At 65.0% G+C, this 25887-nt stretch carries 27 protein-coding genes and 1 pseudogene; 13 read left to right on the top strand and 15 right to left on the bottom strand.

Annotated elements, in window-relative coordinates:
• Positions 1 to 154: 154 nt before the first annotated feature.
• From AB0P29_RS14540 to AB0P29_RS14530, 3 genes are all read right to left on the bottom strand, one after another.
• Positions 155 to 769, bottom strand: a complete 615-nt coding sequence (locus AB0P29_RS14540; protein WP_363380907.1) for a vitamin K epoxide reductase family protein — start codon at positions 767 to 769, stop codon at positions 155 to 157.
• Entirely contained in the window at positions 766 to 2364 is a 1599-nt protein-coding gene (locus tag AB0P29_RS14535) for a cytochrome c biogenesis protein ResB (protein WP_363380905.1), read from the bottom strand. The genes AB0P29_RS14540 and AB0P29_RS14535 overlap by 4 nt, the downstream gene beginning before the upstream one ends.
• Positions 2365 to 2506: 142 nt before the next feature.
• The gene (locus AB0P29_RS14530) at positions 2507 to 3265 is read right to left on the bottom strand and encodes a cytochrome c biogenesis CcdA family protein (protein ID WP_363380902.1); all 759 of its coding nucleotides are present in this window, start codon (positions 3263 to 3265) and stop codon (positions 2507 to 2509) included.
• A 200-nt stretch (positions 3266 to 3465) separates the two neighbouring features.
• Between AB0P29_RS14530 and AB0P29_RS14525 the strand changes: the two genes are divergently transcribed.
• The 7 genes from AB0P29_RS14525 to AB0P29_RS14495 all read left to right on the top strand — a co-directional run bounded on the left by AB0P29_RS14525 (position 3466) and on the right by AB0P29_RS14495 (position 10106).
• Positions 3466 to 3843, top strand: coding sequence for a metalloregulator ArsR/SmtB family transcription factor (locus AB0P29_RS14525; protein WP_363380899.1), 378 nt, complete (start codon positions 3466 to 3468; stop codon positions 3841 to 3843).
• A gap of 218 nt (positions 3844 to 4061) precedes the next feature.
• Positions 4062 to 5951, top strand: a complete 1890-nt coding sequence (locus AB0P29_RS14520; RefSeq protein WP_363380980.1) for a cation-translocating P-type ATPase — start codon at positions 4062 to 4064, stop codon at positions 5949 to 5951.
• Positions 5944 to 6552 (top strand): TlpA disulfide reductase family protein, encoded by a 609-nt coding sequence (locus tag AB0P29_RS14515; protein ID WP_363380897.1) that lies wholly within the window; start codon positions 5944 to 5946, stop codon positions 6550 to 6552. The genes AB0P29_RS14520 and AB0P29_RS14515 overlap by 8 nt, the downstream gene beginning before the upstream one ends.
• 18 nt (positions 6553 to 6570) lie before the next feature.
• Positions 6571 to 7260, top strand: a complete 690-nt coding sequence (locus tag AB0P29_RS14510; protein ID WP_363380894.1) for a thioredoxin domain-containing protein — start codon at positions 6571 to 6573, stop codon at positions 7258 to 7260.
• Positions 7261 to 7321: 61 nt separating this feature from the next.
• On the top strand, positions 7322 to 8803 hold the full coding sequence (gene lnt / locus AB0P29_RS14505) for an apolipoprotein N-acyltransferase (protein ID WP_363380891.1): 1482 nt from the start codon (positions 7322 to 7324) through the stop codon (positions 8801 to 8803).
• A 10-nt stretch (positions 8804 to 8813) separates the two neighbouring features.
• Positions 8814 to 9854: a c-type cytochrome biogenesis protein CcsB gene (gene ccsB, locus AB0P29_RS14500; RefSeq protein WP_363380889.1), complete on the top strand. Its 1041-nt coding sequence runs from the start codon at positions 8814 to 8816 to the stop codon at positions 9852 to 9854.
• A 45-nt stretch (positions 9855 to 9899) separates the two neighbouring features.
• Complete coding sequence (locus AB0P29_RS14495) at positions 9900 to 10106, top strand: signal peptidase II (protein ID WP_363380886.1); 207 nt, start codon at positions 9900 to 9902, stop codon at positions 10104 to 10106.
• A 46-nt stretch (positions 10107 to 10152) separates the two neighbouring features.
• On the opposite strand, the gene istB is transcribed toward AB0P29_RS14495, so the two are convergent.
• On the bottom strand, positions 10153 to 10944 hold the full coding sequence (istB, locus tag AB0P29_RS14490) for an IS21-like element helper ATPase IstB (RefSeq protein ID WP_125133150.1): 792 nt from the start codon (positions 10942 to 10944) through the stop codon (positions 10153 to 10155).
• Positions 10944 to 12152 (bottom strand): IS21 family transposase, encoded by a 1209-nt coding sequence (gene istA / locus AB0P29_RS14485; RefSeq protein ID WP_363380883.1) that lies wholly within the window; start codon positions 12150 to 12152, stop codon positions 10944 to 10946. Before istA ends, istB begins: the two co-directional genes overlap by 1 nt.
• A 14-nt stretch (positions 12153 to 12166) precedes the next feature.
• Here istA and AB0P29_RS14480 point away from each other — a divergent pair, with 14 nt between their 5' ends.
• Both AB0P29_RS14480 and AB0P29_RS14475 read left to right on the top strand, forming a co-directional pair.
• Positions 12167 to 12565, top strand: a complete 399-nt coding sequence (locus tag AB0P29_RS14480) for a signal peptidase II (protein ID WP_363380881.1) — start codon at positions 12167 to 12169, stop codon at positions 12563 to 12565.
• 100 nt (positions 12566 to 12665) lie between these two features.
• The gene (locus tag AB0P29_RS14475) at positions 12666 to 13268 is read left to right on the top strand and encodes a copper resistance CopC family protein (protein WP_363380878.1); all 603 of its coding nucleotides are present in this window, start codon (positions 12666 to 12668) and stop codon (positions 13266 to 13268) included.
• Positions 13269 to 13779: 511 nt separating this feature from the next.
• Here AB0P29_RS14475 and AB0P29_RS14470 read toward each other — a convergent pair.
• On the bottom strand, positions 13780 to 14052 hold the full coding sequence (locus tag AB0P29_RS14470) for a hypothetical protein (RefSeq protein WP_363380875.1): 273 nt from the start codon (positions 14050 to 14052) through the stop codon (positions 13780 to 13782).
• Positions 14053 to 14116: 64 nt separating this feature from the next.
• On the opposite strand from AB0P29_RS14470, the gene AB0P29_RS14465 reads away from it, so the two are divergent.
• Positions 14117 to 14434 carry a hypothetical protein gene (locus AB0P29_RS14465; RefSeq protein ID WP_363380873.1) on the top strand — a complete coding sequence of 106 codons (318 nt, stop codon included), beginning with the start codon at positions 14117 to 14119 and terminating at the stop codon, positions 14432 to 14434.
• Between the two features lie 30 nt (positions 14435 to 14464).
• Here the strand turns inward: AB0P29_RS14465 and AB0P29_RS14460 are convergent, their stop codons facing one another.
• Genes AB0P29_RS14460 through AB0P29_RS14445 form a run of 4 tightly spaced genes read right to left on the bottom strand, consistent with a single transcriptional unit; the run spans position 14465 to position 16226 of the window.
• Positions 14465 to 14935: a hypothetical protein gene (locus AB0P29_RS14460; protein WP_363380870.1), complete on the bottom strand. Its 471-nt coding sequence runs from the start codon at positions 14933 to 14935 to the stop codon at positions 14465 to 14467.
• Positions 14928 to 15515, bottom strand: coding sequence for a recombinase family protein (locus AB0P29_RS14455; protein ID WP_363380868.1), 588 nt, complete (start codon positions 15513 to 15515; stop codon positions 14928 to 14930). Before AB0P29_RS14455 ends, AB0P29_RS14460 begins: the two co-directional genes overlap by 8 nt.
• A complete protein-coding gene (locus AB0P29_RS14450) occupies positions 15512 to 15796 on the bottom strand; it encodes a hypothetical protein (protein ID WP_363380866.1) in 285 nt (94 codons plus the stop codon). Before AB0P29_RS14450 ends, AB0P29_RS14455 begins: the two co-directional genes overlap by 4 nt.
• Positions 15797 to 15806: 10 nt before the next feature.
• Positions 15807 to 16226 carry a hypothetical protein gene (locus AB0P29_RS14445; protein WP_363380865.1) on the bottom strand — a complete coding sequence of 140 codons (420 nt, stop codon included), beginning with the start codon at positions 16224 to 16226 and terminating at the stop codon, positions 15807 to 15809.
• Between the two features lie 398 nt (positions 16227 to 16624).
• On the opposite strand from AB0P29_RS14445, the gene AB0P29_RS14440 reads away from it, so the two are divergent.
• Both AB0P29_RS14440 and AB0P29_RS14435 read left to right on the top strand, forming a co-directional pair.
• Complete coding sequence (locus AB0P29_RS14440) at positions 16625 to 17311, top strand: DUF433 domain-containing protein (RefSeq protein ID WP_363380862.1); 687 nt, start codon at positions 16625 to 16627, stop codon at positions 17309 to 17311.
• A 6-nt stretch (positions 17312 to 17317) separates the two neighbouring features.
• Positions 17318 to 17710 (top strand): hypothetical protein, encoded by a 393-nt coding sequence (locus tag AB0P29_RS14435; protein WP_363380860.1) that lies wholly within the window; start codon positions 17318 to 17320, stop codon positions 17708 to 17710.
• Between the two features lie 68 nt (positions 17711 to 17778).
• Here the strand turns inward: AB0P29_RS14435 and AB0P29_RS14430 are convergent, their stop codons facing one another.
• The 5 genes from AB0P29_RS14430 to AB0P29_RS14410 form a co-directional block, all read right to left on the bottom strand.
• Positions 17779 to 21105, bottom strand: a complete 3327-nt coding sequence (locus tag AB0P29_RS14430; RefSeq protein WP_363380978.1) for a type I restriction endonuclease subunit R — start codon at positions 21103 to 21105, stop codon at positions 17779 to 17781.
• 23 nt (positions 21106 to 21128) lie between these two features.
• The gene (locus AB0P29_RS14425; RefSeq protein WP_363380857.1) at positions 21129 to 22388 is read right to left on the bottom strand and encodes a restriction endonuclease subunit S; all 1260 of its coding nucleotides are present in this window, start codon (positions 22386 to 22388) and stop codon (positions 21129 to 21131) included.
• Positions 22385 to 23935: a class I SAM-dependent DNA methyltransferase gene (locus AB0P29_RS14420; protein WP_363380855.1), complete on the bottom strand. Its 1551-nt coding sequence runs from the start codon at positions 23933 to 23935 to the stop codon at positions 22385 to 22387. Before AB0P29_RS14420 ends, AB0P29_RS14425 begins: the two co-directional genes overlap by 4 nt.
• Before the next feature lie 147 nt (positions 23936 to 24082).
• Entirely contained in the window at positions 24083 to 24730 is a 648-nt protein-coding gene (locus tag AB0P29_RS14415; protein WP_363380853.1) for a hypothetical protein, read from the bottom strand.
• Between the two features lie 326 nt (positions 24731 to 25056).
• Positions 25057 to 25509, bottom strand: a complete 453-nt coding sequence (locus AB0P29_RS14410; protein ID WP_363380850.1) for a hypothetical protein — start codon at positions 25507 to 25509, stop codon at positions 25057 to 25059.
• 284 nt (positions 25510 to 25793) lie between these two features.
• Here AB0P29_RS14410 and AB0P29_RS14405 point away from each other — a divergent pair.
• Positions 25794 to 25887: pseudogene (locus AB0P29_RS14405) on the top strand (transcriptional regulator); the annotation flags it as partial.

Genomic DNA, 25887 nt, shown 5'->3' with positions numbered 1-25887 from the left:
CTTCTCCGACCTGGAACTCGGGCGCCGCCCGGTCACGCACTATCCCCGGGAGGAAGCGAGCACATCCCAGCTGGGCGATCCGCCTCCGCATCGGTGACGTGCCGCCGTATGCCGATAATCGGTCTTATGTCGCCAGGCCGCCCCTCGGAGGCACTTAGACGAGGCTCTCGAGAACGTTGAGCCGGATCTGGGCGAGGACTGCGATCACCGTGTATGTGGCGATGGTTGTCAGGGGGAGCCATGGCCATGCTCGTTCTCCGAGCGCGATGCCGCGCTTACCGAAAGTGCCGCGGCGGAGGTTGCGGCCGGTGACGAAGATGACGAGGGGGATGGTGACCGTCCAGACGACGAGGCACCAGGGGCAGAGGGTGCCGAGGACGTAGATGCTCTGGCTGATGAGCCATGCCACGAATAGACCCGCGCCCAGGATCCCGGCGTTGAAGGTGGCCCAGAACCACCGGGAGAGGTGAGGGGTGGCCCAGGTTGCCACGCCGACACAGGCAACGAGCGCGAACCCGATCAGGCCGAGGAAGGGGTTGGGAAAGCCGAGCACGGCGCCTTGAGGGCTGTCTAGGTTCGCGGAGCATTGCACGAGAACGGAGAAGTCGCAGCTCAACCCTTCCTGTGGGTTCTGCAGTTTTTCGACCTTCTCGATCGACAGGGCGAGTGCTGCCAGCAATCCGATCGTGCCGGCCACAACGAGGAACAGACCAAAGACCGGCTCCCGGCTGTTCCTGGTGGAAGACACGACGTCGGGAGGAAGTGTCATTGCGTGCGCCTATCGCTCAGTCGAGAGTTCGAGTCGGAGGCGCGGTCGTTGCTGGGTGCCCCAGGCCTCCTGATCAGTTGTTCTTGATGTTTGTCGACGATCTCGTCGAGAGCTCGGGCGAGAGTGGGATCCTCACCTCGGGCAAGCCCGGCGTACTCGAGCTCGACTCGATCTGTCGCGGCGTGGGCTTTGATCCACACCCGACGACGGGGGACGAACAGGCCGGCGAAGAGACCGGCGGTCGCGAGGGTGGCGAAGACGAGCACCCAGATGCCGCTTGGGTCGCGCTGTATCTGGAGGGACGCGAATCGCTTGACCGGCTCACCGATGGTCGGGGTCTCGTCTTCCCAGGTGACCGTTCCCCACCCGTTCGGGAGATCGGCGGTATCACCGGGGCCGAGTTGGAGGGATGCAAGTCCGGTGGTTCCACCGGTCTGTTGTTGCAGCGTTTGGGTGTCGAGGGTGTACACGGATCGAGGGGTTCCGTCATTGATCCCTAGGTCGCCGCTGAAGACGTTGAGCGTCAGCAGCGGGCTGGCTAAATCGGGATAGATCGAGGTGAACGCTCCCGACGGGAGTGCCCCTTTGGTGGGGTAGAGGAACCCGACCAGTCCCACCTGTTCTGGGAGCCCGTCGGGCACTTTCACTATGCCGAGCGAGGTCATGTTGCCGTCCTGGGGGAGGAAGGGTTGTGACTCGCTGTAGGCGACGTCTCCGTCGGCGTTTCGGACAGTGATCGTCGGTGCGTACCCGTTGCCGAGGAGGTAGATTCGGTCCCCGGCGACGTCGATGGGGTAATTGACGCGTACGGCTTCTTCCCTCCGGGTGCCGCCGGCGTCTCGGATGCTGAGGTTGGCGGAGAAGTTGCCCGCCTGCCCGGCGCCGGGGCTGCCGGGCGTCTCGTATTCGACATTGAACCGGTCGAGGGTCAGTGAGTACGGCGGCAGGTTCGTGCTGTCTGCGAGACGGCCCGGAGTGAAGGACGAGTAGTCGCTGAGGGCATTGACGAACGTGGTTCCCTCGACGATCACTCGCTGCCCGGTGTAGGCCATCGCGCCACCAACACCGACCGAGACCAGCACGCCGATGAGGGCGACGTGGAAGATGAGGTTCCCCGTTTCGCGGAGGTAGCCGCGCTCGGCGGAGACGGACATCCATCCGCTGCGGTCGTTGTAACGGTGTGTGCGGTACCCGTCGCGCCGCAGCTGCGCGAGAGCCACGTCGATCGCCTGCGCCGCCGCCTGGTTCCCAGTGATCTCCGGCGGCGTGGGCGAAAAGCTGACGCTGCGGTAGGTGTCCAAGCGTGAGAGTCGAGCCGGGGTCCGCGGCGGCGCAGCGCGCAGTGCCTTCCAGTGGTGCTTGGCCCGAGGGATCACGCAGCCAATAAGCGATGCGAACAGTAGGAGGTAGATGGCAGAGAACCACACCGAGCCGTAGACGTTGAACATCCCGACCGTGTCGGCGAGGTTGTACCAGTCCGGATTGTTCTTCTCCCATTGGATCACGCCGTTGGGGTCCGCGGTGCGTTGGGGGAACAGCGATCCCGGAACTGCCGCTATAGCAAGCAGCAGCAGCAGGACCAGTGCGGTCTTCATGCTCGTCAACTGCCGCCACCCCCACCTTGCCCATTCGATCGGGCTCAAGCGGGCGGACACCGCGTCGCGGTCCGGGGGTGGTGTCTGGCTGTCGGCGTGGTCCGATGGTCGTAGCGGGTCGCCCGTCGAGGGGGGCCGGTTTTCAGAGGGGGAGGGGGACATTGACCACCACCTGTTGCAGAGCGGACATGAACATGCTCCACACGCCGGTCACCATCAGCACACCGAGGAGGAACAGGATGGCTCCTCCGATGATGTTGAGGGTCCGAATGTGGCGGCGGAGGAACCCGACCGTTCGGGTTGCCCACCCCAACCCGAGGGCGAGGACGAAGAAAGGAAGACCGAGGCCGAGTGAGTAGGCAAGACCGAGTAGCCCCGCCCGCAGCGGGTCGCCGAGATTCCACGACACGGAGATGATCGCCGCGAGCGTGGGGCCGATGCACGGCGTCCACCCGACTCCCAACGCGAAGCCCAACAGCGGCGCCCCCACCAGTCCGACCCGGTTCTGTGTGCGAGGGCGCGCGGTCCGTTGCAGGCGACCGAACAGGCCTAGGAAAACCAACCCCATCGCCATCACCACCACACCGAATATGCGGGTGATGATGTCGGTGTAGCGAAGAAGCAGCATCCCGAACGTCCCGCCCAAAATGGTGACGGCAACAAACACGACAGTGAACCCCGCAATGAACAGGGCCACACCGGCGAGCAGGCGACGTCGTGACACGGAGGTCGATCGCGCGCCGGCAGCGACGGAGGAGTCCGACGCGGCGCCGAGATATCCGAGATACCCGGGAACCAGCGGCAGCACGCAGGGCGACACGAAGGAGATGAACCCGGCCAACACCGCAAGGGGCAACGCCACCCACAGGGCACCCTCGGCGATCGTCAGTCCCGGGGTCACGAGCGTACCGGAGATGCGGTCTGGCGCTCGGTCTCCAGAGCACGGACATCGACGACGCGGGTGCGCCACGGATCGAGCATCATCAGTTCGTCCCCTGTGATCGGCGGTGCCGTGAGGATGCACAGCCTGCGGAATAACAGCGACCAAATGACGGCCGCAACTCGTCGACGACTCTACAGCAGCCGATGTATGATCAGTACATGCTGACTATTGCGTCGCGGGTCGATGTGATGAACCGACTTGGTCGGGCCATGGCCGATCCCACCCGATCACGAATCCTGCTCGAGCTGCTTTCCGGCCCGGGGTATCCCGCGCGACTGTCTGAGTCTCTCGAACTTTCACGCACCAACGTGTCGAATCATCTCTCCTGCCTCCGGGGGTGCGGGCTCGTCGTCGCAACCCCTGAAGGCCGCCGCACCCGGTATGAAATCTCCGACCCGCACCTCACGCGCGCGATCATGTTGCTCGTCGACGCTGTCGTCGCCGTTGACGATGGTGAGCCGTGCACGAAGGAGGACTGCGATGTCCCCTTGTGCTGCACTCCGGCAGCCACCGCCGATGTGGAGGATGCTCGATGAGCGAAGAGTGCTGCGGCCCCGACGAGCCCCGCAAGACAAAAACTCCGAAGGCCCCCCGCAGAGTTCAGCTGCAGCAACCGCACGGGGCGGGGGACGCCTGCTGCGGGCCGGTAGACGACCACGCCGCGCCTCAGCCTCCAACACACGCTGAGGGAGATGCGTGCTGCGACTCCGAAGTGAAGGACAGCGGCGACGAGCGCGGTCACGGGCTCACGGAAGTGAGACCGCCGCTCTGGCGGGACACTGCGTTGCTCCCTTCCGCGATCGCCGGCGTGACACTGCTCCTCGGGTACATCTTCGAGTGGACCGGCAGTCCTTTCCCCGCCCTCGTCTTCCACTGGATCGCGCTGCTCGCTGGGGCTTACACCTTCGTCCCCGGTGCGGTGCGTCGACTGATCCGTGGCCGTCTGGGCGTGGGACTGCTCATGACGATTGCGGCGGTTGGGGCAGTGGCGCTCGGGCATGTCGGCGAGGCGGCGACACTCGCGTTCCTGTTCTCCCTCGCTGAGGCCCTGGAAGACCGGGCGATGGACCGGGCCAAAGAGGGGCTGCGTGCGCTGCTCTCCCTCATCCCGGACACCGTGCGGGTGTCCCGGCTCGCGGGAGACGTCACCATCCCCGCGGCGGAGGTTCGTGAGCTCGACATCATCGTCGTCGGGGCAGGGGAGCGGGTTGCAACCGACGGGGTCGTCGTGGAGGGGCGTTCGAGCGTTGACACCTCAGCGGTCACGGGCGAATCGATCCCTGTCGAGGTTGTACCCGGCGACGCGGTCCCGGCTGGATCCGTCAATGGCTCCGCCACGCTCCGCATCGAAGCAACCGCGAACGGACGCGACAACTCGCTGACCCAGATCGTGGAGCTGGTCGAACAAGCGCACGCACGCAAGGGGGAGCGCGCGCGCCTCGCCGACCGCATCGCCCGCCCACTCGTTCCGCTTGTCCTGATCGTGGCAGCCCTCGTGGCGATCTTCGGGTTCATCGTCGGGGAGCCACAGCTGTGGATCGAACGTGCACTGGTCGTGCTGGTCGCCGCATCGCCGTGCGCGCTAGCGATCGCCGTGCCCGTCACCGTCATCAGCGCCATCGGGTCCGCTTCCAAGTTCGGTGTCGTGATCAAGTCCGGTGAAGCATTCGAACAGTTCGGGACCATCCGGCATGTGGCGCTGGACAAGACCGGTACCCTGACCCGCAACGAGCCGCAGGTCGTGGAGGTCGAGGCAGCCCCGGGCCGTAATGAGGAAGACGTTCTCGCCGCCGCCGCCGCACTGGAAGCCACCAGCACGCATCCGCTTGCTGCCGCAATCACCGCTGCCGCCCCGAACAGCGCCCCCGGCACAGACGTTGAAGAAGAAGCCGGTCACGGCATCACAGGTCGCGTTGGTGGAGCCGCTGTGCGGGTCGGAAACACGCGGTGGCTGCACCCGGGGACTCTTCAGCCTTCCGCCCTGCGGATGGCTGAAGACGGTATGACCGTCGTCGTCGTTGAGGTCGACGGTGAGATCGCAGGCCTGATCGGTGTCCGCGACGAGCTCCGGCCGGAGGCGGCCGAAACGATCGAGCTGCTCGCCGCCCAAGGGGTCAGCACCGTCATGTTGACGGGCGACAATGAGCGCACTGCCCGTGCTTTGGCTGCCCAGGCCGGCATCACGGACGTGCGCGCCGAGCAGCTCCCGAAGGATAAGGCTGACGCCATCACCACGCTGGTCGCATCCGGGCCGACGGCAATGGTCGGAGACGGTATCAACGACGCGCCGGCCCTGGCCACTGCGACTGTGGGTATCGCAATGGGAGTGAAGGGGTCTGCCGCGGCGATCGAGTCGGCCGATATCGCCTTCACCGGGAACGACCTACGTCTGATCCCCGGAGCCCTCGCACACGCGCGTCGGGGACGCCTCATCATGACGATCAACATCGGCCTCGCATTGGCGATCATCGTCGTCCTGTTCCCACTAGCTCTGTTCGGAGTCCTGGGGCTCGCGGGGGTAGTGCTCGTGCACGAGATCGCGGAAGTTGTCGTCATCCTTAACGGTGTCAGCGCCGCCCGCCGCCCCGCCGCAGCTCGCCTGAAGGCGGCCCGGTCTCAGCAGCCGGCACTGACGCATGCATAGGCGCCGGCGTGTCGTGGTTGCCGCGGCAGTCGTGATCGGGATGGCGGCTGCGGTCGCGGGCTGCGCGCCGCAGGGGCGATCGTTGTCGGCGGAGTTCCCCAGTGACGCTTCCGCCGGGTACGTCTCCCAAGACGGGACCGTCGTGCAAGTGCCCGCGCAGGACCGTGGAGAACCGGTGTCCTTCACTGGGAAAACCGAGCACGGCGACAACGTGTCAAGTAAGGATTTCACCGGCAGGGTGTACGTCGTCAACTTCTGGTACGCCGCGTGCGGGCCGTGCCGGGTGGAAGCACCCATGCTCGAGGAAGCATGGCAGACGCACAAGTCCGACGATGTCGGGTTCCTCGGAGTCAACATCTACGACCAGGCACCGACAGCGCTCGCGTTCGCGAAGGACTACGGCATCACCTACCCCAGCGTAATCGACGTCAACGACGGGGACGTCAAGCTCGCCTTCGCAGCTGCCACCCCGATCCAAGCCACCCCCACCACCCTCGTCATCGACACGCAGGGGAGGGTCGCGGCACGGATCATCGGTCAGCTCGAATCTGCCGCACTGCTGTCCTCCCTCATCCAATCCGTCCTCGACGAAGCGCCCTGACGCCCGGAGCCAAGAACCATGAGCCCCCAAACCGACCCGCAAACCCGCCGACTCTCGACGCCACTGAAAGTAACGCTCATCGCTGTGATCGTCGTCATTGCGATCGTCGTTGGAGCTGTCATATACACCAACGCCACACGGCCGCAGGCGCCCGACGCCGCCGGGACGGAAGGCGCCCTGCCTGCCACCCGCAGCAACACGCACGTACTCGACCAGGTTGATCCCGACGCCCCTACCCTGGTGGAGTTCCTCGACTTCGAGTGCGAGGTGTGCGGAGCGTTCTACCCGGTCATCGAGCAGCTTCGCGAGGACTACGACGGGAAGATCAACTACGCCTTCCGTTACTTCCCAATCCCCAGCCACCTCAACTCCATGAACGCCGCGCTCGCTGTCGAAGCGGCTGCGCAACAGGGTCGGGTAGAGGACATGTACAACAAGATGTTCCAGACCCAGTCGACGTGGGGTGACCAGCAGGTCGATCATTCCAACCTATTCCGCTCGTTCGCCGAGGAACTCCAGCTCGATATGGACGCGTACGACGCAGCGGTCACTGATCCCGACGTGAAGAAACGGGTGGAGGAGGACTTCGCTGAAGGGGAAGCGCTGGGGGTACAGGGCACTCCCACGTTCTTCCTCGACGGGAAGAAGCTCGAGCTCACCCAACTGAGCGACCTCACCGATGCGCTCGATGCCGCTATCGCCAAGTAGCACCGCGTCAGCGACCCCCACCTCACCTCAGCAGCGATTCCGCACCATCAGTCTTGCCCTGGTGACCTCCGCAGTCGGCGGGCTCCTCCTGGATCTCGCGACCCCTGACGTGGGATGGTGGCCTCTCACGTACGTAAGCGTTGCGCTCGGGCTCATCGCCCTGATCGGGCGGTCGATCGGGGGTGCCATCCTGGTCGGCGCGATGTATGGGGGCGTGTTCTTCTTCACCCACCTCGTCTGGGTGGGAACGTTTCTCGGCCCGATCCCGTGGCTGGCTCTTGCCGGGCTGCAGACCATCTTGTTCGCCGTGACCGCAGTCCCGATCACGTTGGCCTTCCGGTGGTCGGCACAGTTCCCGCGGGGGAGTGTTCTCGTGTTGTGGGCGGTGCCCGCGCTGGTCGGGGCGATCTGGGTTGCCAGGGAAGGCGTGCTGGGCGCGTGGCCCTACGGCGGCTTCCCCTGGGCTCGCCTCGGTGTGACGCAGGTCGACGCGCCGATCGCAAGCGTTGCGTCGTGGACGGGCGTGTCGGGACTGTCCTTTGTCATCGCGTTCCTCACCGCCGCTGGCGTCCAGGCAGCCCGGACGCCAGCCGGCGCGCGGCTGCGCCGCTCGGTACCCCCGGCCGTGGCGCTAAGCGTAATGATGCTCGTCCCTGCGTTCCCCACGGCACCCGCAGGCACACTCGCTGTGGGATGGGTGCAAGGAAACGGGCCCGCGGGCTACTTCGATGACCGAGACCCCGGAGCCATGCTGAACTCTCAACTGCAGGCGACTGACCCCCTCATCGGACAGCGCATCGACCTTCTGGTCTGGCCGGAGGGGAGCGTCGACACTGACCCGACCCACATCCCGGAGACCGCCCAGCAACTCAACTCGACCGTCTCGATCGTGGGGGCGCCACTCCTGGCCAACGCCATCACCACCCGGGGCAACGAAACATTCAACACCTCGCTCCTGTGGACCGGGAACGCTGCAGACCTGCAGTTCTACGACAAGATCAACCCCGTCCCCTTCGGGGAGTACGTCCCCGACCGCCCGTTCTACGAAGCCATCGCTCCGCAGCTTGTTAACCTCATCCAACGCGACTACAGCCGGGGCACGGTGCCGCCGGTAGTCCGTGTGAACGACATTTCCATCGGGCTCGCGATCTGCTTCGACGTCATCTACGACACCGTGATTTGGGACAGTGTCCGAGCGGGTGCGGACCTGTTGATCTTCCAAACCAACAACGCCGACTTCCGAGGTACGGACGAAAACCTTCAACAGCTCGCGTTCGCGAAGATGCGCGCAATCGAGACCGGCAGGTCAGTGGTCAACGTCTCCACGGTGGGCACCTCGCAGGTCATCGCCTCCGACGGCCGCATCCTTGCCGCCGCCGCTGTCGACACTGTCGCCGCCGACATCACAGACGTGCCCCTCCGGGCCGGGACGACCGCGGGGGTACAGATCGGCCCCTGGGTGATCCCTACCCTTTCGGCCCTTTCCCTAGCGGGCCTGCTCTGGCTCTCCGCTACACGTACTCGCGCCCATAAAGAAAAGTGAACCCCATCCCATGATCGACCCGCTCTCTATCGAAAGCATCTCGCTGCTCCTGGTGTGGACGGCCATCGGCGTGTACGCCTTGGCGTTCATCGCCTACGCCATCGACCTCGCACATAGGTCCGGCAGAGTCGCGCACACGGCACCCGCCCGTGAACTCGTCGCAGCGGGCGGGACCGCAGCGACCCCTCGGGGCGGCCGCGGCGAACACACGACGCGCGCGGTAGACGTGCCGCCCGCGGCCCGCCCACGCCTGTTGTGGGCTCGCATTGGCACCACCTTGACCGTTCTGGGATTCCTATTCCACCTCGCTGGGGACGTGGGCCGGGGGATCGCAGCCGAGCGCGTGCCGTGGGCCAACATGTACGAATTCGCGCTGACCGGCACGCTCCTGATCGTCGCCGTATACCTCGCGGTCCTGCGGCGATACGATCTTCGCTTTCTCGGCGCGTTCCTCATCGGTATGGTCGTCCTCCTGCTCGGCGGGTCGACCCTGTCCTTTTACGTCGAAGTGACACCCCTGATGGACCCACTGAAGAGTGTGTGGCTCGTCATCCACGTCTTCGTCGCATCTCTGGCTACTGCGCTATTCGCCATCGCGTGTGGGCTGTCGGTGACGCAGCTGCTGCAGACCAGACGCGAGCGCACCAGTTCGCCCTCTCGTCCGGCGAGACGATCAACACACACCGAGAACGGCGGCACACCCCCGCGCAAGCCCAGCTACCTCGACACCCTCCCTCACGCCGATGAGCTCGAAGCCCTCGCCTACCGTTTCGCGATCGTCGGATTCATCTTCTGGACGTTCACCCTTATCGCCGGCGCTATCTGGGCCAATGACTCCTGGGGGCGGTACTGGGGATTCGACACGAAAGAAGTGTGGACCTTCGTCATCTGGGTGCTCTACGCCGGCTACATCCACGCCCGCGCCACACGGGGCTGGCGCGGGACCAGATCCGCGTGGCTCTCCATCGTGGGTTTTACCGCTGTCCTGTTCAACTTCACCATCGTCAACATGTTCTTCAAAGGACTGCACTCCTACTCCGGACTGAGCTGAACCATGACAACTCACACCAGCCCTCGCCCGCAGCCAGCCCCACGGGTGGCTCTGTTCTTTCTCGCCATCACGGTTGCAGCCCTCACTGCCCTCGTCGATCAGGCCACGAAAGCAAACGCGCTCACAGAGCTGAGCCTGACCGAACGGATTCCCCTCGTCGGCGATTTGTTCGGCCTGCAGCTGGCATTCAACCCGGGGACCGTGATGTCGCTCGGCGCTGATATCACATGGGTCCTTGTCGGCGGCGGGTGAATCCTGGTCACTTTCGGCGCTCGAAAAGTGAACGGTTGCGGGCAGTCTAGCCAGGGGTCTCGTCGGTGGTGGTGCGAATGCTGGGGAGGCTGTCGATGCCTCTGCCGCGGAGGCGGTAGCTGGCCCCTTTGAGGGTGAGGACGTCGGCGTGGTGAACGATCCGGTCGATCATCGCGGCGGCGACGGCCTGGTCTCCGAAGACGCCACCCCAGCCGGAGAACGGCAGGTTCGAGGTCAGGATCAGCGACGCGTGTTCGTAGCGTGACGAGACCAGCTGGAAGAAGAGGTTGGCGGCGTCTTGTTCGAACGGGAGGTAGCCGACTTCGTCGACGATGATCAGCCCGTAACGGCGAAGCCGGGTGAGCTCTCGTGGGAGGTTGCCTTGCCGGTGGGCGTCGGCGAGTCGGGTGACCCAATCGGTCGCAGTCGCGAACAACACCCGGTGCCCGTGGCGGGCAGCGACGATCCCGAGCGCGGTCGCGAGGTGCGTCTTCCCGGTCCCGGGAGGGCCGAGCAGGACCACGTTCTGCGCTTCGAGGAGGAACCCTCCCGAAGCGAGCGCGGCGATCTGCTGCCGGGTGGCTGGTTGCGCGTCCCAGTCGAAGTCCTCGAGCGTCTTCCGGCTCGGGAAGCCAGCGGCTTTGATCCGCAGCTCCGCGCCGGAGGCGTTGCGAGCGCTCACTTCGCGTTCGAGGACGGCGGCGAGGTAGTCCTCGAACGACCACCCGGCGTCGCGTGCTTGGTCCGCCATCCGGGCTGCGGCCTCCGTGATCCGGGGTGCCTTGAGTGCGCCGGCGAAATAGGTGATCTGCTTCGCGACGTCGGTCTTGCCGGCCATCAGTTGCTCCCCTCGACGAGCCCGAACGCGCGGTCGTAGTCGGCGAGATCCCGAGTCAGATCGTCGCCGACTGGAACAAGTCGCGGCTGCTGGAACTCGCGTCGTAGGACGGCCGCAGCTTCTCGATGCGCGGGGTCGGTGATCACCATTCCTCGTGCCCAGACACGGGTGTGGTTGGCGATGATCCGTCCATCGAGGCGGACGCGGACCCGGTCCAGGTCCGCGGTGACGTCGACGATCCTGCCGATCGCGCGCGGGTCGACGGAGTAGTCGTTCGTGTCGATGCGGACGTAGTAGTCGCGGCCGAGCCGGATCCGGTTCCGCCAGCCCAGATGCAACGGGATCGGCGGCAACGGCAACATCGCCGCCAGATCCGCAGGCAGCAGCGAGATCGGAGAGGCGGCCAGGGTGCGCACCCTCCGCTGGTTGGCGACTCCGAGCCAGTCGGTGAACTGCTCGTTGAAGTCCGCGGGCGAGGTGAATGACCGGCCCGGCATGAACGATGTCTCGAACCAACCGTTGCGGCGTTCCACGATCCCTTTCGATTCCGGATCCCGCGGCGGCAGCAGCACGAGCTTGGTCGCGAGGGTTCCCATGAACGCGTCGACTCCGTCCGCGTGACGGCGTCCTCGCCCGATGCCGGGCTCGTTGTCCCAGATCAGCCGACGCGGAACCCGGCCGAGCTGCTCGATCAGCTGCCAGGTCCCGAGCAGCAGATCCTCCGTCTTCCGCGTCGGGATCATCACTCCCGTCGTGAACCGGCAATGCGCCGGGGTGATCACCAGCACCGGCAACAGCTTCGCTGTCCCGTCCTCGAGCGGGATCTTCTTCGGCGGGAACCACAGATCGCACTGCGCCGCGTCCCCCGCCGCCCACGTGATCCGATCCGCGGGATCGAGACGCTGCTGCTCGGGCCGCAACCGCTTCACGTTGTCACGGAACCACCGGATCGAGCCCGTCCACCCGACCCGCTCCGCGAGCACCGTCGCCGGCATCGTCGGCGTCTCCAGCAGCAACGCACGCACCCGCGACTCGAACGGCGTGAACGACGTCGGCGCCGCTGTCCGCTCATAGTGAGGCGGCGATTCCGAGTTCACCGCCTTGATGACCGTGGTCCTCGAGATCCCCAACCGCTCAGCAATATGCGCCTTCGGCACGCCCTCGCCGGCCAGCCTCCGGATCAACGCCCAGTCCTCCAAAGTGATCACTCTCCAATCGTTGAGTGTTCACTTTTCAAGCGCCGCTACTGTCCAGTTTTCGAGCGCCGTCGACAGTCCTCACACTCATCGCAAGCATCGCCTGCGCCGGACTCATCCTCACCGCCACCCGGCTCCGGTCCAAAGGATGGGCCGTCGCCCTCGGGTTCGTGCTCGGAGGAGCATTCGGCAACCTCCTCGACCGATTCCTCGCACCCCCCGGCGGCGGAAACGGACACGTCATCGACTTCCTCGCCTACGGGAATCTCTTCATCGGCAACCTGGCCGACATCTTCATCGGCGTCGGTGTCGCCGTGGGTGTCCTCACCTACTGGTGGAACCACCGCGCCCGGCAGCACTCGGGCGAAAACGCCCCCGATGCCACCGCTGAGACGCGTACCCCTGCGGCGAGTGGCGGCGAATAGAGCCTCGTCGAAGTGCACGCATCTTCACCAACGATCGCCGCCCCAAGCCACCTGAATCAAAGCGGCCATCGCGCTGCGACTACTTAGCGTAAGGAACATCATGCCGACCATCACGACGCTCTTCACCCTGAAGCACCGATCAGCCGCTGTCCTCACCGCCGCGCTCATCGTGGGGGCAGCCGTCGCTGCCGGCGCGTCCCCCGCCGTGGCCCACGACAGCATCATCTCCGCCACACCCGCACCCGAGGCGAAACTCAACGAATCCCCCACGGAGGTCACGTTGACATTCAGCGACGAGGTCTTCGATGAAGGGAGCTCAGCCATCGTCAACGTGCTCGGACCAGACGGCACCGACCTCACCCTCAACGACCCTCTCGTCGAGGGCACTACCGTCACACAACCCATCACGGGTGAGGGAGGCAACGGAAGTTACACCGTGCAGTGGCGAGTTGTCTCAAGCGACGGGCATCCCATCAGCGATGAGTACCACTACTCAGTCGATTCCGCGAACGCCCCCACCAGCAGCGCATCCCCGACGACTTCGCCAACAACACCCGCCTCAACTGCAGCCGATCCCTCCGCCGCACGTCAGGACAGCGGCGCCTTCCTCTCCGTCATGGCAACAATCGCAACCGTCGGTGTTCTCGGTGCGGGGCTCGTACTCATCATCATGATGAGACGCGCCCGGCGAAAGGCCCGTTGAGCCGCCATGGAACGCTTCCGACTCAACCACCGATAATCGACGTTATGTCAGATAACTGACGCTCTCAAAGACAGGACACCCTCCTCGCGCGCCACAAATGACGCCACAACCCGTCTACTGGTTCGTGAACGATCTGCGGCTGTCCCCAGATACGAGCGTGCCCCATCGGCTCTCGCGGACGAACGCGACGAGCGTTACGTCGGAGTCGGAAGGTCAGATCTAGGGGGCGTCCAAACGCCCCCGGGCCGGTCCCACCCCGGCCCCGGATGGCGAGGCCGGAAGAGGAGCGCGGCGGCGGTCACACGGCGGTCGGAATCGCACGGTGGCGCCCGTGTGAACGCCACCCAATCTCGACTACGGCGCCGGCCTCGTCGACACCGCGAATGAGTAGATCGTCGTGGATTGACCCGATGCCTCGATCGGTCTCGAACGGATCGGAACGGCATACCCGTCGCCCAGCCTCGACGGTGTGATTGGTCAGCTGAAGCCACCCGGGGCTCCGGTAAGCGGATCAGTCGTAGCAGTGATGCACGTGCCAGCCACCGTCGCCGCCATACACGTCAAACACCCGGGACAACCCCGCAGCGTTGGTCGCTTGGAAGCGCCACCCGTAGAGTCCAGCCGCCGCGGGCCGGCGCTCTCCCGGGGTTGTCGACCAGACCGATTCTCGGAGCCGAGTAGGCATGTCGGTAACGGTCCACCGCTCCCCCGCGAACACCATCCGCACGGGAACGTCAGCTTCCATCCAGAGGGTCAGTTCGTGTTCGACCAGCGCGGAACTCATGACCGAGAGATTAGAACATAAATACGATGCGCGCTAGCCTGGTCGAGCTGGGAGGAGTCGCGCGATGGGCACCAGCAAGCGGTATGCCGCTGCGGTCGACAGGCAAATGGATCGTCGGATCTTGTCGCGAACGATCGCCGAAGCGGGACCACTGCAGACGCTGACGGCCGAGGAACTACGCCTCGACACCCAACCGGTCACCATCGATCCTCGACCGAAGCCAGGACGTGCCTGGCTTCGGTTCGGCTCGACGCCGGTGCTCGTGGACGTCGAAGTATGCCGGTGGACAGTCGATGCCTGCGCGGTGCGGTTTCGCGTCGACGACAAGGAGTACCGGACGTGGGTGTGGGCGTCGGCGGTACTCGCCCCCGACCGCGCCTGACTGCCCGGTGCTCGATGAGCTACCGAGGCGTCAGGTGTACGGCGCTTTGAGCCGACCGTGCAGCACGTACTGTTTCGGACGGATCTGGGACAGCGCCAGCTTGCGCGGCGTCTGACCACCCGGGAGGGTCAGCCGAACACGTCCGACTGCCGTGGCCTCTGGGTTGAGCTCCAGACGGCGACCCTCCCACTCCCAGTTGTCGTCAACCTCGACGACGGCACGGTAGCGGGCACGCTCAGTCTTGACCTGCGCGGCCGCCGAGAGGATCGGAACACAACGCGGCCTCCGCGTCGGGTTCGACGCGACGAATGGAATCTCCCAGTCCGCGTCGACCACACGGTCGTCCACCAGGACGGGCGCCATCACTTCCAGCTTCACACCTTCGAGCGAGGCGGGCAGGCTGCGCCGACTCAATCCTCGAACCCCCCACACGAACACGAAGAGCAGGACCACCAACGCAACGAGACCGATGATCCAACCACTCGAACCCCACTCAGCCACGACGCGCCTCCATCCGCTTCTGGTGCCTGCCAGCCGCGCGGTAGACGCTGCTCCGCGACGTGTTGAATAGCGTGGCGATCTCCGCCGGAGTCATCTCGTTGTCCGCGAGGTGCCTGGCGATCGCCGCATCCTTCTCGGGCGACAAGCTCGGCTGCCGACCCTTCAACTTCGCACGGACCGCGGGGCGCGCCATCGCCTCCTGCGTGCGCAGACTGATCCACCCTCCCTCAGCCTCAGCGATCGCCGCGAGGAAGGTGAGGAACAGTTTCGACCACGGGTCGTGCGGGTCGTACACGGTTTGCCCCATCTGGAAGATCACACCCCGCTCGGTGAGCTCACGCACGATCTGCAGGGTGTCCTCAACGTTGCGGGCCAACCGGTCCATCTTCGGCACCACGAGGGTGTCACCCTCACGCACCGCCGCAAGCGCCTGGCGTAGCCCCTCCCGCTGCGCGTTCTTGCCCGTGAAGCCGACGTCGCTGTAGATCCGGCCCTCGTCGACGCCCACGGAGAGCAAGAAGGCCCGCTGTGCCTGCGCGTCCTGCTCGTTCGTCGACACGCGCGCGTACCCGACCTTCACAACCCGCCCCCGATCTCGCGGCGTGCCGCACTGTTCGCGTCGAGCTGCCGCTCGATCTCGTCGATGAGTCGATTCAGGCGCGCCGCCCACTCTCGGTTGTGTGCGACCTGCGCACGATCGCCCTCGTCCCCGTTACGGCGCGCATCCTTCTCCTCCTCGTCAGCTTCGTGCTCGAGCTGGGCTGCGTAGTCATTCATCGCCGCAACAAGCACCATGTAGTCGTGGATGTCGCGGAGATCCAGGAGCACCGGATCGAAGGACGAGCTCTCGAAGTCAGGCATCAGTGTCCGCCTAAGAGCTCGGCCACGTGTACAGCGCGTCGACGTCGACGAGGCGCGGCGTCTCGTCGACGAGCTCGATCGAGCGCCCGGGCCGGTGGAACCCGCTAGCGTGCGCGATCGCCGCGAGCACGAGCTGCGCGTATTCGCGGTCAAGACCAGGCAGTTCATCTTCGAGACTGATCCTCACTGGCGCCTCCTGATCCGCACCGAGGGATGCGGCGATCATCAGCAGCCGCTGTTCTCCGCCCGAGTACCCGCCGATCATGTCGGGGATCTCGGAGAACACGATGTACACCCGTCCGTCGTCGGCACGGTGCACCCAGCGTCGCTCAGGGCCGGCCCACCCCGCCCTAATCAGTAGCTCGGTCGCCGCCTCGAGCGGGAGTAGCCCCTTCGCCCACGCTCGCAGATCATCCTCGTGCTCAGCCATGTCGCCTACTCCAACCGTGTCGCATTAAGGCGACCCCTAATGGGATTCCTTGTGAACACCCTAAATGGGACATCCGACATCGCAAGATTTCAGCCCCACCAACGACCGTGTGGATGTGTTCGTTAGCCGATCCTCATACGGACAGTTCCGATGCGGCAGTTAGGGCACCATGGACGTTCAATTCACCGGGCGGGCTAAACGTGCACATCGCGCTTTGATGGGTTCGGGCGTAGTCGATATCTGAGGGCATGCGTGGGCCGACCGGCTTGCGAACGCAAGAGGACCTCATAAGGGTCTCGGCACTCCCCACGGTGCGTGATCTCCTTTGACAGCGCGTGCCGTTCTCGGGCTCCGTGAGTCTGCGGGCGGGCGGGGGTCCCTCCGGATATCGTGAAGGTGTGCTCGGACTCGCGGATGAATACACCGTGCCGTTGTACTCCCAGGCGGAGGCGGCGCGGATCATCGGCGAGCCGGAAAATACGGTCCGAAATTGGGCGCATGGATACGCCTACCGGACGACCGAGGGCCCGAGGACTTCCCTCAGCCTCATCACAGTCACTCCACAACCCTTCAGCCGGATGTCGGTCCCGTTCGTCGGGCTCGCGGAGGCCTATGTCATCGCCTCCTTGAAGAAGGCGGGAGTACCGATGCAACGCATCCGCCCCGCCGTCGAAGCGATCCGAAACGAGCTGGGTACCGCCGAAGCGCTCCTCAGTGAGCGCCTCAAGACCGACGGCTCGGAAGTGCTCTTCGACTATGTCGAGAATGACGGGCTAACCCGTTCCGGGCTCGCCGTCGTCCGCAACAAGCAAGGCGTCATCCCCGAAGTCGTCGCCGACTACCTCCAGACGATCTCCTACGCAAATGGGCTCGTGGAATCGTTCCGGCCGATCCGCTACGGCGGAACCGTCTTCGTCGATCCGCGCATCAACGCCGGTCGCCCCTCGTTCGTCGAGACCGGGGTCCGGATCATCGACGTTGAGAACCGGATCGCCGCGGGGGAACCGCTCGCGGAGGTCGCCGACGATTACGACCTCGATCCAGACGAGATCCTCCGAGTTATCACCGCCGACCGAGCCGCCTGAGTCCGGATGACCGACCCGCGATTCTTCGTCGACCGGAGCCTCGGCGGGAAGGTCATCGCCCGGCTCCTCCGCGCCGATGGCTGGGACATAGTCACGATGCGCGAGTTCTACGGCCGACCCGGGGACAGGATGAATGACGTCCCCTGGATCACCGAGCAAGCCCAACTCGGTCACGCGATCTTGTCCTGCGACGGGATGATCCTCAGCAACCCTCTGGAGCGGGCAGCGATCACCGATCACGCCGCCCGCGCGTTCATCCTCCCGACATCTCGGATGACCGGGCCGGAGCAGGCCGCTCGATTCATCCGACACCGCGCAGCCATTTTCGATCGAGCGACCGCCGACGCCCCCGCCGGATTCGTCGTCTACGAGAGCCGACTCTCACGCGTGCTGCCCTGACAGCCCCGTGGCGTGTTCGCTCGACGAGCGTTCGCCGATCCGGTACCGGGTCAACCTTCGTTGCTACATCACGAACTAAGCGACCAGCCCCGCTTCCCCTGCGATGCAGGTCCGGTCGCGGTTTGGAGCTGTTGGGCCACCTGCGCTGCGAAGGCCGAATCGGCGAGGATGCGCCGCACTACGTCGTCCGCGATCCGGTGCACATCGATGACACCGTGGTAGCCGACCGCGGTGTCACGCGGGCCGGTGAAGTCGACCTTCGTCGTGTAGGCACTCTCGCCGTTGTCGCCGTAGGCCGAGAGCACGTGGTCGTAGACGAGCTGCACCTTGGTCTGGAAGATGTCGACGGTGTACGGGTCGGGGAGGCCCGCGTCGAGCACGGATCGGATCGTGCTGTCGACGTCGCTCATGACGTCGACCTTGCGCCGCCAGTCCTGGACGAGCTTGTCGTGGAGGTGTTCCAGCAGAGACTTCGCGCTGGCCTTGACCCGCTGCTGTTCCTCCTGGGTGAGGACCGGGTCGGGCTGGGTGAGCAGGTCAAAGATGGCCAGTTCCTCCTCGGTCATACCTTCTTGGACGGCGCGTTCTTCCTCGTCGGTGAGGGTGTGAGTCATCTCGATGAGCCGTTTGAGGTACTCGTCAATGTTTGCGCTGCCAGCGTTATAGTCGGCGATGAGTTGCTCGATCCGCTCGACAAGCTCGTAGCGAGTCGGGTTGCGCGTTGCCGCGCTGACAGCGCGCGCGAGCAGGAGCTGAGCGAGCCGGTCGGTCTCGGCACGCTTGCGTCCTGCGAGCTTGCGGGCCAGCCCTTCGAAGTCGATCTGTGACAGATCGAGCAACGGGTCCGGGGTGATCCCCTCGGCGGCGGCCCGGATGACGTACTCCTCTGCTCCGACCGAGCGGTCCAGAAGAGCGTCCACGGCGTCGAGCACGCCGCTGATGTCGGGCTGCGGAGGCTTGGTGACCTCGGTGATGCGCTCCGCGAGCACCCGGATGGCAGCGACGGTGCGCTGCTGGGCCGCAGCCTTCGGGTTCGGCAGCAGTGCTTTGAAGAGCCGCCGAATGAGGCGCGCCCGCACGAGGAAGTCGTTCCACGTCTCATCGTGTACGAGCAGCGCCTCGACGGCCGCGTCGCGTTTGGCGACGTGATCGAAGCCGGTGGCGTCGCGCATGGCGATGAGGTCGACGCCGGCGCCGGCGCAGAACGTGATCATTGCGGCGACGGCGGTGTCGAGTTCGCCTGCGAGGGCGTCGATGATCTCGATCGGCGTCTCGCCCGCGGAGGCTGCCCCGTAGATCGCGAGGGCGTTCTCAAGGTCCCGGAATACGCCGACGTAGTCGACGATGAGGCCGTTGTCCTTCTCCGGGAACACCCGGTTGGCGCGGGCGATGGTCTGCATGAGAGTGTGGTTGCGCATCGGTCGGTCGAGGTACACCGTGGACACGCTCGGGGCGTCGAATCCGGTCATCCACATTGCGCAGACGAACACGATCCGCAGCGGGTCCTTGGCGTCCTTGAACTTCTCGGCGAGGTCTTCGCGGATCATGCGCGCCCGATGGGGACGGATATCCAAGCCTTGGCTGTCGAGCATCCTCAGTTCGTTCTGGCTCTGCGAGACGACCACGGCCATGTCGGTCGACTCCATGAGCGCGATCCGCGACGCCAACCAGGGTCGTTCCAGTTCGGGTAGTCCGTCGTGTTGCACCCGAAGTTCCGCGAGGTGCGCGGCCCAAGCATCCTGGACGAGGTCGTACATCCGCACGGCGGCGGCCTTGTCGAGACCCACGTACATCGCCTTGCCGCTGAACCCGCGACCGACGAAGTGTCGTACCAGGTCGGCAGCGATCGTCTTCAGACGCTCCGGACGGGTCAGCAGCATGTATTGGTTGCCCAGCGCTTTGACCAGCGCGCCCTCGGCTTCGTCGTCCACCTCGGCGTCGTTGAGGATCTCTTCCAGCTCGTCGGCGAAGTCCGGGTTTGTTAGCTGGAGCTCGGGGATGCGGTTCTCGTAGTACAGCGGTACGGTCGCGCCGTCTTCGATCGCATCGCGGAAGTTGTAGATCGACACATACTCGCCGAACTGCGCCCGGGTCGCCTGCTCCTCCCCGGCGATCAGCGGGGTACCGGTGAACCCCATCATGGATGCTGCCGGTAGCGCACGTCGCATGTTCAACGCGAGTGTGTCGTACTGGGAGCGGTGGGCCTCGTCGGTGATGACGATGATGTCCGACCGCGTCGACAGCACCGGCATCTCCCGCTCGTCCCCCGCGGGCTGGAACTTCTGGATCAGCGTGAACACGTACCGGTGATCGGCGGCGAGTAGCGTGCGCAGGGCTGCGATCGACTCGGCCTGGACCTGCGCTCCGGCCGGGATCGCCCCAGCGTCGGCGAACTCGCCGTGCAACTGTGCGTCGAGTTCCTTGCGGTCGGTGACCATCACGAACGTCCACTTGCCCGGCACCTGCCGCAGCACCTTCTGTGTGAACCACAGCATCGACAGGCTCTTGCCCGACCCCTGCGTGTGCCAGAACACCCCGAGCCGCTTGTCGTGAGCGGCCCGCGCACGGTGAAGATTTTCGATCGCGGCGTTTACCCCGTAGTACTGGTGTGAGCGGGCGATCACCTTGATCAACCCGCCGGGACGTTCCACGTATGCGACGAAGTTCTCGAAAAGGTCGAGCAGCACCGGGGGATCGCACGTTCCGCGCAGCGCCGTCTCCAGCGCGATCTTCCCGCGGTCGCCCTTTGCGTCGGTGACTTTCCAGTCACCGAAGAATTCCCACGGGGAGTACGTTGACCCGATCTTTGCCTTGCTGCCGTTGGAGACCAGCACGAGCAGGTTCGGGACGAACAGCTGCGGGATCGTGTCGCGGTTGTCGGTGATGTTGTCGTCGAAGCCCTTCTTGACGTCCTCGTTCGGGTGTTTGAACTCCATGAGTACCAGTGGGATGCCGTTGACGAATAGCGCCACATCCAGGCGTCTGCTGTGCAGGCTTCCCTTCACCCACATCTGCTGCACTGCCAGCAGATCGTTCGCCGACGGGTTGGCCAGATCTATGTACCGGAGCAGCCCCATGCGCTTGTCGCCGGTATCGTCGACCCACTCGGCCCGATAGCCATCGCGGAGCAGGTTGAACACCTCGCGATTCGCTCGCACTCGATCCATCAACGAGCGGTCCTGCGTCACAGCCTCGACCGCCTCGTCGATCGTCGCCTCCGGCACGTCGGCCGGGTTCAGCCGGCGGATCGCGGCGCGCAGGCGATGGGTGAGGACGACCTCATGCTGGGAGTCGCGGCCCAGGGTGCCGTCCGCACCGAGCGTCTCCTGCCACGCGTCAACACGAGACCAGCCCAGCTCGGCGAGGAGCTGCATGCTCGGCTCCTCTACGAACATCGCCTCCGGTCCGTGCGCCGCCATCATGCGACCGCCTCCTCCAGGACACGGTCGAGGCTTAATGACGTCACGTCGATCTGACCCGTCACCAGACCGGGCAGCAGTAGATCGCGCAGTGTGGCCAACCGCGATGACTCCGCGCGTAGCGTCCAGCTCAGGTTGTGCATCGGCGCTACCCGCTTCGAGAACGCCTCGTCCACAGCCCCAGAGGGGACGATCACGGGCGCTTCCTCGAAGTCGTTCGCTCGGACCGCTGGATAGGCGGATCCCGTCGCTCGACCGACAAGCCAATCTGAAAATGCGTGGGTAGAGGTCGATTCGAACAGGAACGCTGAGGAGGTCTCGGTAGGCGTAAGAACCGAGAGCCCCGTGGAAGCGATCCAGTCGACGCCGGGATCAACAACGAGGGCGTGCGCTCGGCGGTTGGGTCGAACTGTCGCCCAAACAACGTCTCCGGGGCTGAGAACGCGTCGGGCTCGACCCGGTGCTTCGGCACCGACGACGGACGAAAGGTCGCCGATGTCCCGCTCAGACAACGCGGTGATGTCGAGATACTTGAATACCTCGTCAGATGCCGGCTTCCGAGATGACGCGTTCACCTTCGCGATCACCGAGAGTGACGTGATCCGCCACCCCTCCGGGATAGGGCCGAGGACGGAGTCGACGAGCGGGACAGACTCGTGGCCGGGATAGCGGAACTTCACGAACCACTCCCGGTAGAGGGCTCGCGCCATCTCGTCCAGCACCTGAACCCGCCGCCGATTGTTCTCAATCAACTCATCGAACAGCGACAGGATCTTAGCAATCTCGCGCTGTACGTCGACGGTGGGGACATCGATCTCCAGCGCCGCGAGGTTCGAGCCTGTAATGCCCGAAACCGCCGTGCGAGCGGCAATTGAAGCCATTCGCGCCCGGCCTTCAGGCGACCTGAAGTAGTAGAAGAGGAATCGGGAGTCGGCCTTGGCGGGATTGGGACGGGCGCGGATCATCGACGACTCGAATGTCAGTGACTCCGGCGGGTTGACAACCAGAGAGCACTTACCCGCACCTTCGAGGACGAAGGAACGTCGTGCAAACAGAAGGTCGCCGTCGCGGAGTTGGGACTTGGCGAATTCGGCGGGGGTAAGTTCGATTCGAGCGTCGGGCTGATCCGACAGGAAGTCGAATGCGAACAGCTCTTTCATGTTTACGAGCTTCACACCGGAGCCGTGGAACTCCTTGGGTTTGTAGACACCATTCCGCACGGGCTCACCGAGAAGGTCTCGGAAGGCAATGCGGCTCATGCGTCGAGAATCCCCTGCACCGCGGCATCCACCTTCGCCCGCAGGTCGACAGCCTCGTCGCTTAGGCGGGTGAACTCCTCGAAGAGTTCCTCGAGCTTGATCGCGAAGTCTTCCTCGTCGACGTCCGCGGCGGCGGTGCCGGTGTATCGACCTGGATTCAGGCTCCAACCCTGGGCCTCAATCTCGGCGCGGGTCGCGACTTTGCACAGACCCGCAACATCTGCGTACCTGCGGTCGGAGAAGTTCTCGGCGAGCAATGCGTCGCTGCCCGCGTGGGTCTCGACGTCCTCGCCCCGGTAGAGCCGGACGATGTTGGCGAGGAACTCGATCTGCTCGGGTAGAAAGTCGCGGTGGGCGCGGTCGATCTGGCGAAAGATGTGCCGGGCATCGATGAACAACACCGTGTCTTCGCGGGGCGTGCCCGACTTGGCTTTGTCGAGAAACCAGAGCGTGACCGGCAGGGTGACGGTGTAGAAGAAGTTCGAACCGATCGCGACCAGGACGTCGACCGCGCCGGTCTCGACGAGCTGCTTGCGGATCTCCTTCTCGGAGTGCCCAGCGTCCCCCGCCGAGTTGGCCATGACGAACCCGGCCCGGCCCGTGTCGGTGAGGGCGGCGTAGAACTGCTGGATCCACAGGTAGTTCGCGTTGTCGGCCTTCGGCATGCCAAACGGGAACCGCTTGTCGCCAGCGAGCTGTTCCTTCTTGACCTTGTCAACGTTGAACGGCGGGTTGGCCATTACGTAGTCGAACGCACCCACCGCCTTGTGCGGGTCTTCGTAATAGCTGTTGGCCTGACGGATCTCACCGGACAGGCCATGCAGGGCGAGGTTCATCTTCGCCAGCGGAACGGTGTCATCGGTCTTCTCCGCGCCGTAGATCGACAGCTTGCGGGTGGCGGATTCGTGATGCCGCTCGACGAACTTCGCACACTGCACGAACATGCCGCCCGACCCGCACGCCGGGTCAAAGACCCGGCCCTGGAACGGCTCGACGATCTCGACGATGAGCCGGACGATCGAGTACGGGGTGAAGTACTCGCCGCCGCCCTTGCCCTCCTGGGCGGCGAAGTTCGAGAGGAAGTCCTCGTAGATGAACCCGAACGCGTCGCCGGACAGTTTGGTCGGCAGCGGGGCGAAAAGGCGTAGCAGCTCGATGAGAGTCGCACGCTCAAGCTTCTGGTAACCGCGCGGGAGGATGTCCTTCAGCTCGGGATTCGCCGCCTCGATCGCCTTGATCGCCTCATCGACCGCCTTCCCGATGTCATCGCCTTCGGGCAGGTTGACGATGTGCGAGAGCCGCGACGCGTCCGGGACGTAGAGCACCGACTTCGCTTTGTAGTCGGTGGGTTGGGCGGGGTTGCGCGCGCTCCGGTTCGCCTCGACCTCGCCGCGCACCTCCTCGAAGCGGTTCTCGGCGTACGCGAGGAACACCAACCCCAGTACCGGGTCGCGATACTGCACCGGCGTCAGCTTCGAGTTCGCACGCAATTCGTCGGCAGCGGCCCAGAGTGTGGCCCGCACTGTCCCCAAGTCGGTGGTTCTCACCTCTGAAGGCTACCGACCGTCGCCGATGCACGACGAGCGGACGACACTGGCGAGTCGATCGCGTTTGCACACCGCACTGATGCACGCAGCGGTCCCGCTTCCGAGCAATGCTCGTTTGAGGATCGGCGCGGCCGCGGGTGTCGACCGTTACTGAAGATCGATCCAGACAGGATCGAGCCAGCTATCCGTTTCTGTGACCGACATTGCCATTGGCACTGCACCGGCTACCGCCTGGAACGCAAAGTTCCATTCGTGAGGCGTGTCCTGCAAGAGATGGTCATTGCATTCCGGGTTCCCGGGGATCCGATCCTTATCGAAGTTCGGCGCCATCTCACGCTCCTCCGTATCGAAGACCTGGATGTAGACGTGGCTATCCCCACATGCGAGGTCAGCTTGACTCTTCGAGTTTGAGTAGGTCGTCTTGATGAGAAACAGCTGCCCACCTGGGTCAGGCACTATCGGCGAGCCGTCGGTTGTTGGGACCTCCGACACCGCCTCGATTGAGTGAACGGTGAGCGTCACCGTTCCCGTCGTGAGGGTCTCTCCGAGGGCGAAAGCCGACGGCGTGGGTTCAGCGGAAGCCGCAGGCTGTTCGGCAGTCCTCGCTGGCGCTGGGGCAACATCGGCGGGTGGTTCGGTTGCGGTAGGGGCACTGGCGTTGTTGGAGATCTGAGCATTGGCGGATCCGATGACTATGCCGACAAGCACTGCACACCCGACGAGTAGAAGAGCAACGGCGAGGCCGCCGATCACAAGCGCCCGGCGCGGAACGGTGATGCCTGTGTTGGAACTCATTTTCGTTGCTATCTCCCCAGAACGCAGAACTCACACGCTAGCGCACAGACGTGCTCGCTCACGGCTTGCGAGTCAGCCGAAAGGTGGCCATCCACAACCTCGATGATGGACCCACGCGAACGGGATCATGCGCGCCATCTCTGGAGCTCCACCACTGCACGGACGGGCCCCGCTTGCGGACAGGACCCGTAAAAGGATCGGATCGGCGCGATGCGTTGGCTGTTCGCGACCGTGGTCGCGGTGATCGCGCCCGCCTGGCGCGGCACCGAAGGCCAGGACGCGACGACGAGCCGCTGACCGCGGAGGACGCACATCCACGGGCCAGCTCAAGGCGTATGTGCCTCAAACCATGCCAGCGCACGGATGAACGGTTCAGCGACCGGGCACCAGAGCACCTGCTCGTCGTAGAGCGTCTGGCTCTCGGCGTAGTGCGGGCGGTCGGTCGGGCACTCCCGCCACAGCCACCCGCCGCCGTAGGGACCCAGACCGTAGGGCGCCTCGCCATATCCTGCTGCCATCGCGACGTGCTCGCCGCGGTGGTCGGCTTCTCCGCGCGCATAGACCAGACCGACGACGTTCCGCCGCTCAGCGTCGTCGCCCGCCCACTGGACCTGCTCGCGGCCGTCAATTCCGAGTCGCAGCCAGAGTGCGTACAGCGCAGAGCCGGCGACGTTGAGGCGGGCGAGGATCATCACCTCGTCATCCGACTCGACGGCCGCGACCAGTTCCGCGGTGGCGATGTGCAGCGCGGCGATTCGAACGTCGGTCGGGGTGCTCATCGGTTCTGGTGTCACAACCCGACGCTATCGGTAGCAGCACGACGCCCGGGAAAGACGACGGCGGCGACTCGGCTGGATGCCCCTATCCCCGCCGCGGTCGAGGAGGACTGCGTGGTGCTCGCGCTCGCCTGCTTGGAGGCCGACGAACACGTCGACGGCCGTACGCGCGATGCACGCGTGGGGCCCACTCACGCGCATTGCCCGCTTAGGGATCCCCTTACGGGCATGCGATCTGGGCTGACGCCTGTGAACGAGTGTTCAGTGCGCGCTGTATAGTTCAGTGCATGCTGACTATTGCTTCGCGTCTCGACGTGATGAACCGCCTGGGTCGTGCACTGGCCGACCCCACTCGATCCCGGATCATCTTGACCCTGCTCG

It is taken from the genome of Microbacterium sp. NPDC080220 (genome assembly GCF_040686395.1).
Lineage (GTDB): Bacteria > Actinomycetota > Actinomycetes > Actinomycetales > Microbacteriaceae > Microbacterium > Microbacterium gawkjiense.
Note: the sequence above shows the minus strand (reverse complement) of the source record. Positions and strands in the feature narration are given on the sequence as shown.